The following is a 17,030-nucleotide window of genomic DNA, read 5'->3' as shown; positions in this document are numbered from 1 at the left end:
ATCATGCGCGGGTTTTGCCAACCTTATAGGGTGTAAAACTTAAAAGAATGATGTCATGCCACCGAAAGCCCGACGTACTCCGTATGCGATCACCACCCATGGCGATACGCGTATAGATAACTATTACTGGCTACGGGACGATTCACGTTCCCGCCCAGAGGTACTCGACTACCTGCATGAAGAAAACGATTACGGTCGCAAGGTCATGTCCAGCCAGCAGGCGCTTCAGGACCAGCTGCTGAACGAAATGGTGCAGCGCATTCCTCAGCGCGATATCTCCGCGCCCTGGACCAAAAACGGCTATCGTTATCGGCATATCTACGAGCCCGGCAGTGAATATCCCATCTATCAGCGACAGTCGGTATTAAGCGCCGAGTGGGATGAATGGGATATTCTGCTGGATGCCAACCAGCGTGCCGCCCACAGCGAGTTTTATACGCTGGGCGGTATGTCCATCTCCCCGGATAACACCATTATGGCGCTGGCGGAGGATTATCTCTCCCGTCGTCAGTATGGCCTGCGATTCCGCAATCTGGAAACCGGTAACTGGTATCCGGAAATGCTGGAAAACGTCTCCCCGGATTTTGTCTGGGCGAACGATTCCGAGACGGTCTACTACGTTAAAAAGCACGCCGCCACGCTGCTGCCTTATCAGGTGTGGCGCCACAGTGTAGGCACGGACTCTGCCGATGACGAACTGGTGTATGAGGAGAAAGACGAAACGTTTTATGTCAGCCTGCATAAAACGTCCTCGCGCCACTATGTGATTATCTTTCTTGCCAGCGCAACCACCTCAGAGGTGCTACTGCTGGATGCCGAGCTGCCTGATGCCCAGCCGCTCTGCTTTCTGCCACGCCGAAAAGACCATGAGTACAGTCTGGATCACTTCCAGCACAGCTTTTATCTGCGCTCAAACCGCGAGGGGAAAAACTTTGGCCTGTATAAGACCAAGGTGCGCGACGAGCGCAAGTGGGAGGTGCTTATTCCCGCGCGGGAGCAGGTGATGCTCGAAGGGTTCACGCTGTTTACCGACTGGCTGGTGGTGGAAGAGCGTCAGCGGGGGTTGACCAGTATCCGGCAAATCAACCGCAAAACGCGCGAGGTGATAGGGATCGCGTTTGACGACCCGGCCTACGTCACCTGGATTGGTTTTAATCCTGAGCCTGAATCGTCCCGGCTGCGCTATGGCTACTCGTCGATGACCACGCCGGATACGCTGTTCGAACTGGATATGGATACCGGCCAGCGCCAGGTGTTGAAGCAAACAGAAGTGAAGGGATTTGAATCCGACAATTATCGTAGCGAACACCTGTGGGTTACCGCGCGCGATGGTGTCGAGGTGCCGGTTTCGCTCGTGTATCACAAGGCGCATTTTCAGAAAGGTAAAAACCCTATCCTGGTTTACGGCTACGGCTCCTATGGTTCCAGCATGGATGCCGACTTCAGCAGCAGCAGATTAAGTCTGCTCGATCGCGGCTTTGTTTTTGCCATCGCTCATATTCGCGGCGGCGGTGAGCTGGGCCAGCACTGGTATGAAGACGGGAAGTTCCTGAAAAAGCAAAACACGTTCAATGATTATCTCGACGTTTGCGACGCCTTAATTGAACAAGGCTATGGCGATCCGCAGCTCTGCTTTGGCATGGGCGGCAGCGCGGGCGGCATGCTGATGGGCGCTGTGATCAATCAGCGTCCCGAGCGTTTTAAGGGCATCGTTGCGCAGGTACCGTTTGTTGATGTGGTCACCACCATGCTCGACGAATCTATTCCGCTGACGACCGGGGAGTTTGAAGAGTGGGGGAATCCACAGGATGAAACCTATTATCGCTATATGAAAGCGTACAGCCCGTACGATAACGTGGAAGCGAAAGCCTACCCGCACATGCTGGTGACCACCGGTTTGCACGATTCACAGGTGCAGTACTGGGAACCGGCGAAATGGGTGGCGAAGCTGCGGGAACTGAAAACCGACGACAACCTGCTGCTGCTCTGTACCGATATGGACTCCGGGCACGGAGGGAAGTCGGGGCGGTTTAAATCTTATGAAGGGGTGGCGCTGGAATACGCCTTTTTGATCGGCCTGGCGCAGGATACGCTTCCAGGCCAGGCTGAACGTTAAGCTTCACCCAGATAATGCTTCAGGGTTAAGCGTAGCTCCGGGCTCATCTTGTCGAGGTTGTTATACAGCCAGCGCAGATAGCCCGGATCTTTATCCGCAATATCCGATACTGCTCTCCCGCGGTATTTTCCGAAGGTGAACGTCGTCAGCAGTGCAGGACGGCCGGTAATCGTCGCCATATCATCCGGTGTCCAGCCGGAAGTATTCATAATATCGATCAGCAGCGCAGCGGTGATATAGCAGTCATACAGCGCGCGGTGATGGTGAAGCCCTTCAGGCGTTCTGACGCTGAGCTTGCGGGATTTATACAGCGCCATATTGCTGTATTTGATCCCCGGCCACAGGCGACGCGCCAGCTTCATGGTGCAAATCCACTCCCCGGGCATGTCGGGGAGAACCCGACGGTCGAAGCTGGCGTTGTGGGCGACATACCACGGGCTGCCATAGTAGTGCGGGATAATGTCTTCTATCCAGGGTTTATCCGCCACCATTGATTCAGTGATGCGATGGATAGCCATGGCCTGCGGGCTAATAGGGCGATCGGGCCGCACCAGATGGCTCATCGGGTTGACTATTTTTCCGTCAACGACGTCGACCGAGGCCACCTCCACAATTCCGCCCTGAAGATCGCAAGTTTCGGTATCAATGACGCGCAGCATGAAAATCTCCTGAGCTTAAAACGCTTAGCCTAAAGGAATGATATCGCCTTGCCAACCCTGTCGGTTAAGCGTGCCGGTTAACAGCAGCTCGCCTTTATCCGCCCGCACGATCAACTGGCCTTTTTCATCCCATAATGCGCTGCCGGTGCTGGCGTTCGCCATTAATACCGCAATGGCATATTTGTGTGCAAAGCGTTGCAGGGTGCTGATGGACTGCCGCCAGCGGTTGTCCCTTACCGACTGGCTGCTGGTGAACAGCGTTGCTTGCGGATCGAGATTGGGGGAATCGCCCTGCGCATCAATGATGGTGAGCTGTTTATCCCCCGGAACCAGGCTCGCACCGCCGCCTTGCGGATAGCGCACGATGCTCGGCCGAGAGGGCGTAAAGAGCACGAGACCTTTCTGACGCTGGCCATTCCGCTCAAGGGGAAGCCCGGCAATAACGCTAATCTGGTAAAAATGTGCCGCATCAAGCAAGGGTTCCAGCTGTGCGTCGCACGGTGGGGGAGGTAACGTCGTTGTGCCTGAGCCGGTTAAGGAGAGTTCCGGGAAGACCAGCAGATCGCACTGCTGCTGTGCCGCTTCGGCAATGAAGCGTAGGTGGTGGGTAACGTGTTCATCAACACTGTGATACTGCCCGCCATACTGGGCTGCCGCTATATTCCATTGTGACATCGTGACTTCCTTATACACTGAGTCGCAGGGATTTAAGAATACACCTAATTTAATCAGGGTTTTCTTATCCTGCCAGATTTCGCGTAAGGAAGTGTAACGACTCGTTAAGCTTATTTAACTTTAGGCTCGTACGGCAGACGAGAGAGGTTGACCGAAGCGAGACGGTGAGCAATTAATCTTTCCCGGAACCAGTCGCGCAAATGGGCGGGTTGTTCCCGTTCCACAACTTCAGCCACGATGGGCATGTTGTAACGCTCTTTGAACGCAACGCCAGCGGCTGCGAGATCGACATTCACTTTATCCATCTCGTCCTGAGGAAGGGCGGCCAGATTGATTTTCATTTCCTTCTCCTGTTTATGCGGCGGCAACGTTACCGCGATTGCGCGACGATGACAAGCGGAGGTGGGATGATCCTCGACTCGTCTATTATACAGCGTTATTCTTTAGCATACAGACATAACAAAAAGGAATGATCGCGATGGGATTATCCACTTCACGCACGGTATGCGCGCTGGTTTTTCTGGCATCAGTCGTTATCTCACCTACTGTGCTGGCGCATGCGCATCTTAAACAGCAGAGCCCGGCAGCAGACAGCGTGGTGAGCGCTCCGCAGTCACTGACGCTGAATTTTTCGGAAGGTATCGAACCGGGATTTAGCGGTGTGGTGGTGACGGATGCGCACAAGCAGGTCGTCAAAACGGGAGCCGTAACGCGAGACGAAAAGAACAAGGCTCAACTGATCGTTCCGCTGGCGCAAACGCTGGCGACCGGAACCTACCGGGTGGACTGGCATGTGGTTTCCGTCGACGGCCACAAAACCAAAGGCAGCTATCACTTTAGCGTGAAATAGCATGCTGGCACTGGTCTATGTTGGGTTGCGCTTTATCCATTTCGCGGCGCTGATGCTCGTTTTTGGTAATGCGCTATACAGCGTCTGGTTGGCGCCTTCCTCTCTCCACCGTCTGATGGCTCTGCGTTTCGCGCTACAGCAGCGGGTGGCATCTTTAATCAGCCTGGCCGCTGCGCTTCTGATGTTCATGCTTCAGGGCGGATTAATGGGCGATGGCTGGGGAGATGTGTTTAACCCGCAAGTCTGGCACGGCGTACTGGGGACGCAGTTTGGCAGCGTCTGGCTGTGGCAAATTATCCTGGCTTCCATTACGGTTGCTGCCGCGTGGCTTGCGCCGCTGAAAGGCTCCCGGCTGCTACTGCTCGCAATGGGGCAGTTTGTCCTGCTGGCAGGGGTAGGCCACGCGACGATGAACGAAGGTCCGTTGGGGGCTGTGCAGCGTCTCAATCATGCCGTTCATCTGTTATGTGCCGCAACCTGGCTCGGCGGATTACTGCCGCTGCTGTTCTGCATGCATCTGGCAAAAGGGCGCTGGCAGAACGCGGCCATCTACACCATGATGCGTTTCTCGCGCGTAGGCCACTATGCCGTCGCGGGCGTGCTGCTCACAGGGACGATCAATTCGCTCTTGATTCTGGGCGTCCATATTCCCTGGCAGGCTGGCTACGTGCAGCTTTTATTGTTCAAATGTGCGCTGGTGGCGTTGATGGTGGCAATTGCGCTGGCAAATCGGTATTTTCTGGTGCCACGGTTTCGTCCGGATTCCGGGTGGGCACAACAGCTTTTTATCAGGATGACACAGGCAGAAGTGGTGCTGGGAGCGCTGGTTCTGGCAGCGGTCAGCCTGTTCGCCACCTGGGAACCCTTCTGACAAGGTTAACTAACATATGAAAAAAACAGTACTTTCGCTCTTATTGCTGGCCTGCACGGGGAGCGCTCTGGCCGCGCCGCAGGTGATCACCGTCAGCCGTTTTGAAGTGGGTAAAGACAAGTGGGCGTTTAATCGCGAAGAGGTGATGCTGACCTGTCGTCCGGGCCATGCGTTATACGCGATCAACCCGAGTACGCTGGTGCAATACCCGTTGAATGAGGTTGCAGAGCAGCAGGTGGCCAGCGGCAAGAGCAGCGGCCAGCCCATCAGCGTGATCCAGATTGATGACCCGGCTCACCCGGGGCAGAAGATGAGCCTGGCACCGTTTATCGAACGCGCTGACAAGCTCTGCTAGCGTTCAGGTTTCTAATAAAAAACCGCAGATGCTCGCGAAAGCACTGCGGTTTTTTGTTTTTGATGATGATTTAACGCTTTTTTTCTGGCCGCTTTAACTGTGGACTGGAAAACCTGGCGTCGTCATCTATTCTTAAAAGGCAAGGCGACTTAGCCTGCATTAATGCCAACTTTTAGCGCACGGCTCTCTCCCAAGAGCCATTTCCCTGGACCGAATACAGGAATCGTATTCGGTCTCTTTTTATCTGTATGAAAGACAATACGTTACGCCTTTTATCATCTTTATGCAGCGGATGCATCCTGTGCGACTTCGTAAAACATATCACAACACCGCAGGCGGAAGTCCAGCCCTTTTTGCCTGTTTTGTTAAATTTTTGTGAGCAATTAAGGAAAGTCAGCGCCGTGCTTAAAAGCGGGATTTTACCGACGCCTCAATTTCATCAAGCAATTCAAAACGACGGCGGTATTCCGCACGCTTCTTGCTCGCGATCTCGTCGAGAGATTTGCGTTCCATCTGCAGCGGGAGTTGCCAGCAGAAGCCGGAGACCTTTTTACCGCCCAGAGAATCCCAGAATTCGTCATAGCTGGCGTGGAAATGGCGGCCTTTGCTGAGGCGATAGCGCAATGCGCGGAAAACGTGTCCCTCGTCGCTGACGGCAAAAATCGCCTTAACAGATGACTGTAAGGCCAGCTGGAAAAGAACTTCCATCAGCACGCGTTTTGGGAACAGGCCGTGACAGGCGCGGGTGGATTGTTTAATGACGTCCCGCGACACGCAGCGGCGGGGGCCCTGAAGCCCGCCAATCACTATTACGCGTTGTCCGTTGCTGCGGGCTACGCTAAAGGTCAGGCTGGCAAGCAGCGTATCCTCGTTATCGCGCAGCCACAGCGTGCTCTCACCTTCGCGCTCGGCTTTCCCGGCAGAGGATGCATTAACCGTATAGATCACCCCCTCTTTTGCATGGAACTGAACAACGGTTTGTTCCTGCGGGCTGGTCAGCGCCTGGGCGAGGGCGCGCTCTTTCAGGCTATCGATCCAGTAATAATGGTTAACGATAGCGTCGGCGCGATCGTTCGCGGTCAGGCCACGCATCAGATACTGCCGATGGGTCTTGCTGGGCAATGTAATTTGAGCGGAGAGCAGTTTGTCGAAATCGTCACGCCCTGAAAGGGCTTCCAGCATGCGACGGGTGGAAGACCAGAACAGAAGCGAACGTAAAAGGAACTTCAGCCGATAATCGCGTTTCCGCCAGATGGGTCCCGGGACACGTTCGCCGTTCACCAGCTCGGAAATTATATTTGTGCGATGTGGGTAGAACACATCGTTATGCAGGTGTGTATTAGACACGTGAAGATCCCTCGTTTTTTTCTGCCTCTATTCTAAGGAGCCAGGAATAAGGGATTAATAGCGTGAGGATCTTTATTTCTGGTTGGTTTACCGTTTGTTTGACTTTGTCAGGACCGCTCCCGTCTTTTGCTTTTTATACGGCGGCTATACTGTTTAAAGGAGGCCTTATGTATCAGCGAATAGAGGGTGGGATGTGGCGTCACGTCTGGGTTGTCAGCGATATACATGGCTGTTATCAGTGGCTTATGGACGAACTGAAACGCCGCCATTTTAATCCGTATGAGGATTTGCTTATTTCCGTTGGCGATTTGATCGATCGCGGTCCTGACAGCGTAAAAACACTGCAGCTCATCAATGAGAAATGGTTCAGAGCCGTGCGGGGTAACCATGAGCAAATGGCAATGGATAGTCTGGACAATAATGATTCTGCGCTGTGGGCGATGAATGGTGGAGTGTGGTTTACGCGCCTTGATCGCGAGCAGCAGGCGCTGGCGCGAACGTTACTAAACGCCTGCCGCGAATTGCCGCATATTATCGAGATAACCTGCGCAAACGGCCTCAATGTTATTGCGCACGCAGATTACCCCGCCGCGGAATACCGCTGGCAAAAACCGGTGAGCGCCCAGCGCGTGCTGTGGGATCGCGACAGGTTGATGGGCTTTATGGTGGGCAAAGGGCAGGGGATTAGCGGTGCGGATCATTTCTGGTTCGGGCATACGCCCGTCGACAGGCGGTATGATTTTGATAACCTGCACTATATTGATACCGGAGCGGTGTTCGACGGTTACTTCACGCTGGCACAGCTACAGTAATAAATAACCCGCCTTCGGGCGGGTTCTCTTTAGGTCAGGCAAGGCGCATGACCCAGGCATCGGTTTTGCTATCGTAATGCTCACGGTAAAGAACAGAGTGTTCGCCATCAAGTATCGCCGGGACGCTGGTATCCGCATCCCATGCGTCGAGTTGCATGCACAAATCCGGGTCGGACTTGCAGGGAATACTTAACGTTCGATCGCCTTGTGCTTCGCCGCGAAGCTCTGCGTCGTCGATCTCAAAAGCGCCAATACGCACGCTGGTTTTCGTCATAGTGCTCTCCGGGTCGGTTTTCAGAATCTGGTATGACCAGTATGGGCATCCATTTTTGATCGTAGACAAGGAGAGCAAAATCGCCAGTAAAAAAATGCGCTTTTTTTTAGTCGGTGGGACTGTTACCCGTAAACAACCGGCCATCGCGGACCAACTCCCGCGGATAACTATTTTTCAGCCGCGAGCCGACCTTTTTCGCCAGGCCCAACGGGAAGCCCTGATACGTCACAATAACCTCATCCTGAGACGGGGTGGTTTCCGGGTAAACGTCGCGACCACGATACCACTCTTCGGCTTCCTGATGCGTCAATTCAAACGTGTTATCGCTGTCCGCCAGGGCGATGACCGCTTCGTGCTGCCAGCGGTAACCTTTATTATGCACTTCCGCCAGGCGGATCCCGATACGTGAAAAACGGACTTTGCCAATAAGCGGCTCAATGGGTGCCGGGAACAGCCATATCTCTTTATCACGCATCCAGAGGTGCAGATTCTCATCCCAGATCAGCCCAACCTTGTTGGCGGCGGCTTTAAGTTGCACAGCATCGCGGCCTTTCAGCGGGGCGAACGGGAAATTGCCGACCTTGAATTTCGGGGCTGGCAGGGGAGCCACCGCCTGAGTTTTGCGCAGACGAGCCACAAAGAACCCTTCGCAGTCGTAAATCTGCGGGAACACGTGCAGGAAACCTTCCGGCGTGGCGGCCTCATCTGCCGTGGCAAACAGATCGTTAAGTGGCAGGAACTCAACGGCATCCGGGTATTGCGCTTTCAACCACAGACAGACGTCTTCGTTTTCATCGCGGTTGAGGGTACAGGTGGAGTACACCAGCGTGCCGCCGGGGCGCAGGGCGTGAAAGGCGCTGTCGATCAGTTCGCGCTGCGTGGCAGCGATCTCAAGATTGCTTTCCACAGACCAGTTCTTTAACGCATCGGGATCTTTACGCACCACCCCCTCGCCGGAGCAGGGGGCGTCGAGCAGAATGGCATCGAACGCTTCCGGCAAGGCGGCGCCAAACACGCGTCCGTCAAAATGCGTCAGGGCGACATTCTGGATACCGCAGCGGCTGATGTTGGCATGCAAGACTTTCACGCGGCTGGCGGAAAATTCGTTGGCAAGAATCGCCCCGTGATTACCCATCCGGGCGGCAATTTGTGTTGTTTTGGAGCCGGGCGCGGCGGCAACGTCCATCACGCGTTCAGGTGCGTTGCCTTCTGCGAACAGGGCGGCAACCGGCAGCATCGAACTGGCTTCCTGAATATAAAACAGACCGCTCAGATGTTCTGCGGTACTTCCCAGCGGCACGGCATCTTCGTCATCGCGCTCGATCCAAAACCCCTCTGCACACCAGGGCACCGGCGTAAGCTGCCAGTTGTAGGGGGAAACCAGCGTCAGAAAATCATCGACGCTGATTTTCAGCGTGTTGACGCGAATGCTCCGGCGTAACGGACGCTGGCAGGCGGCGATAAAATCATCTAACGACAGATGAGAGGGGAGCGCCTCGCGCATTTGCGCAAGGAATTGTTCAGGAAGAAATACGGAGTTTTGAGCCACGTGCACACCACAGGGAAAAGTTCAGGTCCGCAGTGTAACATAAAGGCTCCGGCGCGTTGACACCGGAGCCTTTCAGATTAACGCGGCAGGGCCGTTCCCCATTCACGCCACTCTTTCGGTTCGCTTTCGAGCAGCAGGAAGTGTTTCCCTGACTGCGCTTTTGGCGCCAGTGGCGTGCCCGGCGGGGTGGCAAACGCAATACCGCCACGGATGAACTGGTTGAAGGTACCGGTTTTAACCACGCCCCCCGTCAGGCCGAAGTCCAGTGAGTAGCCAGAGGCCAGCCAGAATACCGAGTTATTTCGTACCAGGTGCTGGTAACGATCGCTGATACGTAACGCCACCATCACGCGATCGGAGAGCGTACCAAGCGTCAGACCCGTTACCGTACCCACCTCAATACCGCGGAACAGAACCGGCGTGCCGATGCCTAGTGAGCCTGCTTCCGGGACTTCCACCACAATGCTCAGGCCACCGAGGTAGCGCGAATCGGTGATGGTGGCTTCCTGCAGTTCGAAATCACGCCGTGCATTGCCCTGGCCGGGTTCGACGTTGATATAGGGCTGCAGAATAGTGTCGAGATGTTCAACGCCTGCGGCCGAAATCTGCGGCGTCACCACCGAGAAGCGGGAACCGGTGCGGGCGAAGGTCTGCACATATTCCGGGTAGAGCACCGCGGTGGCCTGTACCTCGTTGCGGGAGGTGATCAGCGTCAGCTTCTGGATCTGGCCGATATCAATGCCCAGGTAGCGAATCGGCATGCCTTCCGCCAGCTTACCGGCATCAAACGCATGCAGGGTAATCTGCCCACCCACGGCACGCGCGGCGGTTTCGGACGGGAAGAGAATACGCTTATCGCCCTTACGCAGGTTTGCGCCTGCACCGCTGAGGTTATCGAAGCTAATGGCGCCGCGCAGCGCGCGTGAGAGCGGGGAGGCCTGCACGGTCAGCCCGTTACCGTTAAGCTGAACTTTCGCGCCGCCTTCGGCCCAGAAGACGCTGTTTGGCGTCAGCAGCTTGCGATACTCCGGCTTGATATGCAGTTCGATATCAAACGCGTCCGCACGCGGGCGAACGGCGATCACTTCCCCGACTTCAAACTTGCGATACAGCACCACAGAACCCGCCTGGACGTCCGGTAGCGTCTCGGCGCTCAAGGTCAGCGTGGTCGTCGGCAGATCGCTCAGGCTGTTTTCAATCGCTTTGTCCAGGTTGGCATACAGCGGGTAATTTTCGCGGATGGGGCCTTTATCGCCCGGCAAAATGCGAATGCCGCCGTTAACCCATTCGCTGGCACTGGCACCAAGGAACTCTACGCCGTCCAGGCCTACCTTCACATCGACGCGGCTGTTTACCACGAATTTACTGTCGCCATGGACAAGGTTGCTGTATTGCGGATCGATCGCTACCGAGAAGCTCACGCCGTTTTCGGAAAGCGTTCGCTCCAGAACCTGACCCACCTGGACACCGTGGAGGATTAGCGGCTGACCGGCTTCAATACCATAACTTTCGGGTGCATTTAGCGTAACCGTCACAACGCCCGGTTTTTGCAGCAGGGCTTTATCCGCCGGGGCGATCACGAAGTTGTTGCTTGGCTTTCCTTCTCCGGGGATCAGTTCAAACGTGTTGCCGGTCAGCAAAGTGCTGAGACTGGCATCGTTCAGAGAGAGCTTCGGACTGCGCATCTCGATACGCGTTTTCTCGCGCAGGAGATCGACCACGCTGGGGTCGACGGTCATTTCGCCCGTCACCGAGCCGCCAGGGTTGAGCGTCATTTTGGTGAGCTGACCTACCTGCAGACCCTGATACATCAGCGGTGTTGATCCGGCTTTCAGACCTTTCGCATCGGGCAGAACAAGTTTGACGATCACCCCTCGCTGGCTGTGCGCCAGATCAGCGTACAACCCGAACGTATCATCGGCAGCAGCAGGGCTGGAGTTCTCCGGGGAGTCAAAGGCAATCGCCCCGTTTACCAGCGCGGCCAGGCTCTCCAGCTTCACTTTAGCACCGCTCAGGCTGAGGTCGGCATCTACGCCAGACACGTTCCAGAAGCGGCTGCCTTTTTTCACAAGGTTGGTGAATCGGCGTTCGATCAGCACATCGATGGTCACGCCCTGTTTGTTCGGATTGATGGCGTAATCGTAAACGCGACCCACCGGAATTTTTCGGAAATAGACCAGCGAGCCACTGTTCAGTGAGCCGAGATCCGGCGCCTGCAGATGGATCATCAGATCGCCGTTATTGAGACGGTATTTTGGCTGCGTATCCAGCGCGACAAAGTGATCCTGCGGTTCGCCCTTGCCTGGCATCATACCGATGTAGTTACCGCCAACCAGCGCATCCAGCCCCGAGACACCCGCCAGAGACGCCTTCGGCGTGACCAGCCAGAACTGCGTTTCGCTGCGCAGCGCGTCCTGCATGTCCGATTTAATGCTGACCCGCACCTGAATTTTGTTCAGCCCTTTTCCGAGTGAGATGTCCTGAACCGTACCGACTTCAACCCCCTGAAAACGAACGGGGGTTCGTCCGGCGACGATGCCGTCGGCGGTCTGGAAATCAATGGTGACGGTACTTCCGCGATCTTCATAGCTCGTCCAGATAAGCCAGCCTGCAATCATCAGGGCGATGACAGGCAGCAACCAGAATGGCGAAATGCGGCGTTTAGTTTTAATTCTCGCTTCAGTCGGCGAAGCGGGGGTTTCCTGACTCATGTGCATCCCAAAGTAAGCGGCTATCCAGCCATTCCACAGCAAGAATAGTCAATATCACCGCAGAGCCGAAATAAAAAGCTGCGGGTCCCATAGTAAAAGCAAGTAACTGGTCGCGGTTGATCAGCGACATCATCAGCGAAATCACAAACAGATCCAACATGGACCAGCGGCCAATCCAGGTGACAAATCGCAGAAGCAGTATTCGGGTTCGTAATCCTTGTTCACACTTAAAGTGAATGCTGATGAGCAGGGTGAACATCACCACGACTTTGGTAAAAGGAACCAGGATACTGGCGATAAAGACGATGGCCGCCACCCCAACGTTGCTGTGCGCCAGGGAGATAATGCCGGAGAGGATTGTATCCTCCTGACGGGCACCATTCACGTAAATGATGGAAATCGGCAGCATATTGGCGGGGATCAAGAACACCAGGGAGGCAATCAGCGCCGCCCAGCATTTTTGCAGACTGTTATTGCGTCGATGCAGCAAGGGTATGTGGCAGCGCGGACAGCGCCCACGGGGATCGGGCAACCCGGTGTAATGGCATCCCAGACAGACGCGGAGATTCTCATCCGGACGGGTGGCAGGGCGCTGAGGGTAAAAACGCTCCCAGAGTTGCTCAACGTTCAGGTGGATCAGCGTCAGGATGCTGAGCAGCACCAGGCAAATAAAGGCAAAAAGCCCGACGCCCGGCTGCAGAAAAGCATAATCCTGCACTTTAATTGATGCCACGCCCACACCGACCAGATAGATATCCAGCATCACCCACTCTTTGAGTTTATCCAGCATCAGCAGCACCGGGCGAAGATTCATCCCCAGGATGTTGCCAAACCACAGATAGGCAATGGCTGCAACCAGCACCAGTGGCGCGCCAACGGCGCAAAACAGCACCATGGCAGCGGTAATCGGATCGCCCTGGCGGGTCATCTGCCAGATCCCCTGCAGCACGTTGGCATCAATGCGTACGCCAAGCAGGTAGAGCTTCAGCAGGGGCTCGGTCCAGGCGAAGGGCATCAGCAGCAGCATGGTGACGGCCATGGCGGCCAGACGGGTTAACGACCAGTCTCGGCCGTCACGAATTTTCGCGTCACATCGGGGGCAAAAGGCACTTTGGTGCGATTTCATCTTCGGCAACATAAAAAGCGTATCGCACTGGGGGCAACGCTGATAATGTGCACGAGGCAAAGCGTCTCTTACAGTATGGACCGTTATCTTTTTTGTCGGCGTAATTTTGGTTGTTTTTAAGGCCATCAGCTGCGCACAAATAAGTATTGTTGAACGTTATATTAACTCATGAACGGATTCATCTTGAGCATGAGCGCATTTAATGCTTATTTTAATAGGCTATGCGGTAATTTTGTAAGACAACTAAGTGATTGAATAATGAACAAAACAGAATTCTACGCGGATCTGAACCGCGATTTTAAGGCATTGATGGCGGGTGAGACCAGCTTCTTAGCCACTCTGGCAAATACTAGCGCATTGTTGTTCGAACGTCTCTCTGACGTGAACTGGGCTGGCTTTTACCTCCTGGAAGGTGACACGCTGGTACTTGGCCCGTTCCAGGGAAAACTGGCTTGCGTGCGTATTCCGGTCGGGCGCGGTGTATGCGGTACTGCGGTGGCCGAGAATCAGGTACAGCGTGTGGAAGATGTTCATGCGTTTGACGGGCATATCGCCTGTGATGCCGCCAGTAATTCTGAGATCGTACTGCCGCTGGTGGTAAGAAATCAGATTATTGGCGTTTTGGATATCGACAGCACCGTCTTCAGTCGCTTCACAACCGAGGACGAGCAAGGGCTGCGCGAGCTGGTGGCGAATCTGGAAAACGTCCTTGCCGGCACCGATTATCAAAAATTCTTTGCGAGCGTCGCAGGATAATCAACGGATAACGTAGCATTTACTGATAGCGTCATTATAATGACGCCTGTTCATGCCTGCGCTTGTTGGCAACGTCCGTTGTAATCAGGAAATTTCATGGAAAATCAACCTAAGTTGAATAGCAGTAAAGAAGTTATCGCATTTCTGGCCGAGCGTTTCCCGCAGTGCTTCAGCGCGGAAGGTGAAGCTCGTCCCCTGAAAGTCGGTATTTTTCAGGATCTGGTAGCGCGCGTTGAGGGGGAAATGAACCTCAGCAAAACTCAGTTGCGTTCTGCCTTACGTCTTTATACTTCGAGCTGGCGTTACCTGTACGGTATCAAACCGGGCGCGACTCGCGTGGATCTCGACGGCAACCCTTGTGGTGAGCTGGACGAGCAGCACGTTGAACACGCACGCAAGCAGCTTGAAGAAGCCAAAGCACGCGTTCAGGCACAACGTGCAGAACAGCAAGCGAAAAAACGCGAAGCCGCAGCGGCAAACGGCCAGGAAGAAGCGCCTCGTCGTGAGCGTAAACCGCGCCCTGCGCTGCGTCGTCACGATAATAACGATCGCAAACCGCGTGCAGACAAACCAGCAGCCAAAGCCCCACGTGCGCCTCGTGAAGAGCCGCGCCATACCCCGGTTTCTGACATCAACGCGCTGAGCGTGGGTCAGGCGCTGAAGGTCAAAGCGGGCAACAATGCTATGGACGCCACCGTACTGGAAATCACCAAAGATGGCGTTCGTGTACAGCTGACTTCTGGTATGTCAATGATTGTACGCGCAGAACACTTGTTGTTCTGAAACGGAGGCCAAGCCTGGCATGAACACTTTTTTTAAGCTCACCGCGCTGGCGGGTCTGTTTGCTATAACAGGCCATGCTTTCGCAGTGGACGATATCACGCGTGTTGATCAAATTCCGGTACTCAAGGAAGAGACGCAGCACGCGACGGTGAGCGAGCGCGTGACGTCTCGTTTCACCCGCTCGCACTATCGTCAGTTCGATCTCGATCAGGCCTTTTCGGCCAAAATCTTTGACCGCTATCTGAACTTGCTGGATTACAGCCATAACGTTTTGCTCGCCAGTGATGTCGAGCAGTTCGCTAAGCGCAAATCCGAAGTGGGTGATGAGTTGCGGTCAGGCAAGCTGGATCTTTTCTACGACCTCTACAACCTGTCGCAAAAGCGCCGCTTTGAACGCTATCAGTACGCCCTGAAAGTGCTCGAACGTCCGATGGACTTCACCGGCAACGACAATTTTAATCTTGATCGCAGCAAAGCGCCGTGGCCGAAAGATGAAGCCGAGTTGAATGCGCTGTGGGACGGAAAGGTCAAATACGACGAACTGAGTCTCAAGCTGACCGGCAAAGATGAAAAAGAGATCCGTGACACGCTGACGCGTCGTTACAAATTTGCCATTCGTCGTCTGGCGCAGACCAACAGTGAGGATGTCTTCTCTCTGGCAATGACGGCCTTTGCGCACGAAATCGATCCGCACACCAACTATCTCTCCCCGCGCAACACCGAACAGTTCAATACCGAAATGAGCCTGTCTCTGGAAGGTATCGGTGCGGTACTGCAGATGGACGATGATTACACCGTGATCAATTCCATGGTGGCGGGTGGCCCGGCCTCCAAAAGCAAAGCGATCAGCGTAGGTGACCGCATTGTCGGGGTCGGACAAACCGGTAAAGGCATGGTCGATGTCATTGGCTGGCGTCTTGACGACGTGGTTGCGCTGATTAAAGGTCCGAAAGGCAGCAAAGTTCGTCTGGAAATTCTACCAGCGGGTAAAGGCACTAAAACCCGTATCGTTACCCTGACCCGTGAGCGTATCCGTCTGGAAGACCGCGCGGTGAAAATGTCGGTGAAAACCGTGGGTAAAGAGAAGGTGGGTGTCCTGGATATCCCTGGCTTCTACGTAGGGCTGACCGACGATGTGAAGGTTCAGCTGCAGAAACTTGAGAAACAGAACGTCAGCAGCGTCATCATTGACCTGCGCAGCAACGGCGGTGGTGCGCTGACAGAAGCGGTATCGCTCTCTGGCCTCTTCATCCCGTCTGGCCCTGTGGTTCAGGTGCGTGATAACAACGGTAAAGTCCGTGAAGATGCCGACAACGACGGTGTGGTCTACTACAAAGGCCCGCTGGTCGTGCTGGTCGACCGCTTCAGTGCGTCTGCGTCTGAGATCTTTGCCGCGGCAATGCAGGACTACGGCCGTGCGCTGATCGTGGGTGAGCCAACCTTTGGTAAAGGCACCGTTCAGCAGTATCGATCGCTGAACCGTATCTACGATCAGATGCTGCGTCCGGAATGGCCTGCGCTGGGTTCAGTGCAGTACACCATTCAGAAGTTCTACCGCGTCAACGGCGGCAGTACGCAGCGTAAAGGCGTCACGCCGGATATCATGATGCCGACAGGTACGGAAGAGACCGAAACGGGCGAGAAGTTTGAAGATAACGCGTTACCGTGGGACAGCATCAATGCTGCGACCTACGTGAAAGCGGGTGATATGACGCAATTTGGCCCTGAACTGCTGAAAGCGCATAACGACCGCATCGCGAAAGATCCGGAATTCCAGTACATCATGAAGGACATTGCGCGTTTCAATGCCCTGAAGGATAAACGGAATATTGTTTCTCTGAACTACGCCCAGCGTGAGAAAGAGAACAACGAAGACGATGCCACGCGTCTGGCCCGTATCAACGACCGCTTCAAGCGTGAAGGTAAGCCTCTGCTCAAGAAACTGGACGATCTGCCAAAAGATTACCAGGAGCCGGATCCTTACCTGGACGAGACGGTGCATATTGCCCTCGACCTGGCGAATCTGGAAAAAGATAAGCCTGCCGAGCAACCCGCTCCGGCGAAATAATCCCCCAACAGGCACAAGAAATTGTGCCTGTTTCTTTTTGTTCCGCATCCTTCCGTCAGGCAGATTTCCAATTGTGTA

Annotated in this window: 16 protein-coding genes; 8 read left to right on the top strand and 8 right to left on the bottom strand. The window is 54.8% G+C overall.

The window, feature by feature from the left end; genetic code table 11:
* Positions 1–55 precede the first annotated feature (55 nt).
* Positions 56–2,116: an oligopeptidase B gene (gene ptrB / locus ACOTYN_RS12250; protein ID WP_032636201.1), complete on the top strand. Its 2,061-nt coding sequence runs from the start codon at positions 56–58 to the stop codon at positions 2,114–2,116.
* On the opposite strand, the gene exoX is transcribed toward ptrB, so the two are convergent.
* The 3 genes from exoX to ACOTYN_RS12235 form a co-directional block, all read right to left on the bottom strand.
* Complete coding sequence (gene exoX / locus ACOTYN_RS12245; RefSeq protein ID WP_014884303.1) at positions 2,113–2,775, bottom strand: exodeoxyribonuclease X; 663 nt, start codon at positions 2,773–2,775, stop codon at positions 2,113–2,115. The genes ptrB and exoX overlap by 4 nt on opposite strands.
* A 24-nt stretch (positions 2,776–2,799) precedes the next feature.
* Entirely contained in the window at positions 2,800–3,450 is a 651-nt protein-coding gene (locus tag ACOTYN_RS12240; RefSeq protein WP_014884302.1) for a carbon-nitrogen hydrolase family protein, read from the bottom strand.
* Between the two features lie 110 nt (positions 3,451–3,560).
* Positions 3,561–3,791 (bottom strand): DNA polymerase III subunit theta, encoded by a 231-nt coding sequence (locus tag ACOTYN_RS12235; protein WP_013096102.1) that lies wholly within the window; start codon positions 3,789–3,791, stop codon positions 3,561–3,563.
* Positions 3,792–3,928: 137 nt separating this feature from the next.
* On the opposite strand from ACOTYN_RS12235, the gene yobA reads away from it, so the two are divergent.
* From yobA to ACOTYN_RS12220, 3 genes are read left to right on the top strand one after another with little or no spacing between them, the layout of a single operon-like run.
* A complete protein-coding gene (gene yobA, locus ACOTYN_RS12230) occupies positions 3,929–4,300 on the top strand; it encodes a CopC domain-containing protein YobA (RefSeq protein ID WP_032636204.1) in 372 nt (123 codons plus the stop codon).
* 1 nt (position 4,301) lies between these two features.
* Positions 4,302–5,171 carry a copper homeostasis membrane protein CopD gene (gene copD / locus ACOTYN_RS12225; RefSeq protein ID WP_023330712.1) on the top strand — a complete coding sequence of 290 codons (870 nt, stop codon included), beginning with the start codon at positions 4,302–4,304 and terminating at the stop codon, positions 5,169–5,171.
* 16 nt (positions 5,172–5,187) lie between these two features.
* A complete protein-coding gene (locus tag ACOTYN_RS12220) occupies positions 5,188–5,526 on the top strand; it encodes a YebY family protein (RefSeq protein ID WP_071922110.1) in 339 nt (112 codons plus the stop codon).
* 405 nt (positions 5,527–5,931) lie between these two features.
* Here the strand turns inward: ACOTYN_RS12220 and ACOTYN_RS12215 are convergent, their stop codons facing one another.
* Positions 5,932–6,873, bottom strand: a complete 942-nt coding sequence (locus ACOTYN_RS12215; RefSeq protein ID WP_071922111.1) for a VirK/YbjX family protein — start codon at positions 6,871–6,873, stop codon at positions 5,932–5,934.
* A 167-nt stretch (positions 6,874–7,040) separates the two neighbouring features.
* Between ACOTYN_RS12215 and pphA the strand changes: the two genes are divergently transcribed.
* Positions 7,041–7,685, top strand: a complete 645-nt coding sequence (pphA, locus tag ACOTYN_RS12210) for a protein-serine/threonine phosphatase (protein ID WP_014884297.1) — start codon at positions 7,041–7,043, stop codon at positions 7,683–7,685.
* Positions 7,686–7,719: 34 nt separating this feature from the next.
* On the opposite strand, the gene ACOTYN_RS12205 is transcribed toward pphA, so the two are convergent.
* The 4 genes from ACOTYN_RS12205 to yebS form a co-directional block, all read right to left on the bottom strand.
* Entirely contained in the window at positions 7,720–7,959 is a 240-nt protein-coding gene (locus ACOTYN_RS12205) for a YebV family protein (protein ID WP_008500472.1), read from the bottom strand.
* Positions 7,960–8,065: 106 nt separating this feature from the next.
* Positions 8,066–9,508: a 16S rRNA (cytosine(1407)-C(5))-methyltransferase RsmF gene (gene rsmF / locus ACOTYN_RS12200; protein ID WP_045134186.1), complete on the bottom strand. Its 1,443-nt coding sequence runs from the start codon at positions 9,506–9,508 to the stop codon at positions 8,066–8,068.
* A 77-nt stretch (positions 9,509–9,585) separates the two neighbouring features.
* On the bottom strand, positions 9,586–12,219 hold the full coding sequence (locus ACOTYN_RS12195; RefSeq protein WP_014884295.1) for a PqiB family protein: 2,634 nt from the start codon (positions 12,217–12,219) through the stop codon (positions 9,586–9,588).
* Positions 12,188–13,471, bottom strand: coding sequence for a membrane integrity lipid transport subunit YebS (gene yebS, locus ACOTYN_RS12190; protein WP_023330643.1), 1,284 nt, complete (start codon positions 13,469–13,471; stop codon positions 12,188–12,190). Before yebS ends, ACOTYN_RS12195 begins: the two co-directional genes overlap by 32 nt.
* Before the next feature lie 132 nt (positions 13,472–13,603).
* On the opposite strand from yebS, the gene ACOTYN_RS12185 reads away from it, so the two are divergent.
* The 3 genes from ACOTYN_RS12185 to prc all read left to right on the top strand — a co-directional run bounded on the left by ACOTYN_RS12185 (position 13,604) and on the right by prc (position 16,952).
* Positions 13,604–14,101 (top strand): GAF domain-containing protein, encoded by a 498-nt coding sequence (locus ACOTYN_RS12185; protein WP_014884293.1) that lies wholly within the window; start codon positions 13,604–13,606, stop codon positions 14,099–14,101.
* A gap of 96 nt (positions 14,102–14,197) precedes the next feature.
* A complete protein-coding gene (proQ, locus tag ACOTYN_RS12180) occupies positions 14,198–14,884 on the top strand; it encodes an RNA chaperone ProQ (RefSeq protein WP_332956928.1) in 687 nt (228 codons plus the stop codon).
* 19 nt (positions 14,885–14,903) lie between these two features.
* Positions 14,904–16,952: a carboxy terminal-processing peptidase gene (gene prc, locus ACOTYN_RS12175; RefSeq protein WP_014884291.1), complete on the top strand. Its 2,049-nt coding sequence runs from the start codon at positions 14,904–14,906 to the stop codon at positions 16,950–16,952.
* The last annotated feature ends 78 nt before the right edge of the window (positions 16,953–17,030 follow it).

The sequence above is a fragment of the Enterobacter cloacae complex sp. IR5458 genome (assembly GCF_049238025.1).
Classification (GTDB): Bacteria; Pseudomonadota; Gammaproteobacteria; order Enterobacterales; family Enterobacteriaceae; genus Enterobacter; species Enterobacter kobei.
Note: the sequence above shows the minus strand (reverse complement) of the source record. Positions and strands in the feature narration are given on the sequence as shown.

Coding starts and splice junctions, on each gene's coding strand:
- exoX (WP_014884303.1), bottom strand. CDS start 2,775: ATGCTGCGCGTCATTGATACCGAAACTTGCGATCTTCAGGGCGGAATT.
- yebS (WP_023330643.1), bottom strand. CDS start 13,471: ATGGCCTTAAAAACAACCAAAATTACGCCGACAAAAAAGATAACGGTC.
- ACOTYN_RS12185 (WP_014884293.1), top strand. CDS start 13,604: ATGAACAAAACAGAATTCTACGCGGATCTGAACCGCGATTTTAAGGCA.
- yobA (WP_032636204.1), top strand. CDS start 3,929: ATGGGATTATCCACTTCACGCACGGTATGCGCGCTGGTTTTTCTGGCA.
- pphA (WP_014884297.1), top strand. CDS start 7,041: ATGTATCAGCGAATAGAGGGTGGGATGTGGCGTCACGTCTGGGTTGTC.
- ACOTYN_RS12220 (WP_071922110.1), top strand. CDS start 5,188: ATGAAAAAAACAGTACTTTCGCTCTTATTGCTGGCCTGCACGGGGAGC.
- ACOTYN_RS12240 (WP_014884302.1), bottom strand. CDS start 3,450: ATGTCACAATGGAATATAGCGGCAGCCCAGTATGGCGGGCAGTATCAC.
- ptrB (WP_032636201.1), top strand. CDS start 56: ATGCCACCGAAAGCCCGACGTACTCCGTATGCGATCACCACCCATGGC.
- proQ (WP_332956928.1), top strand. CDS start 14,198: ATGGAAAATCAACCTAAGTTGAATAGCAGTAAAGAAGTTATCGCATTT.
- ACOTYN_RS12205 (WP_008500472.1), bottom strand. CDS start 7,959: ATGACGAAAACCAGCGTGCGTATTGGCGCTTTTGAGATCGACGACGCA.
- ACOTYN_RS12195 (WP_014884295.1), bottom strand. CDS start 12,219: ATGAGTCAGGAAACCCCCGCTTCGCCGACTGAAGCGAGAATTAAAACT.
- ACOTYN_RS12235 (WP_013096102.1), bottom strand. CDS start 3,791: ATGAAAATCAATCTGGCCGCCCTTCCTCAGGACGAGATGGATAAAGTG.
- prc (WP_014884291.1), top strand. CDS start 14,904: ATGAACACTTTTTTTAAGCTCACCGCGCTGGCGGGTCTGTTTGCTATA.
- copD (WP_023330712.1), top strand. CDS start 4,302: ATGCTGGCACTGGTCTATGTTGGGTTGCGCTTTATCCATTTCGCGGCG.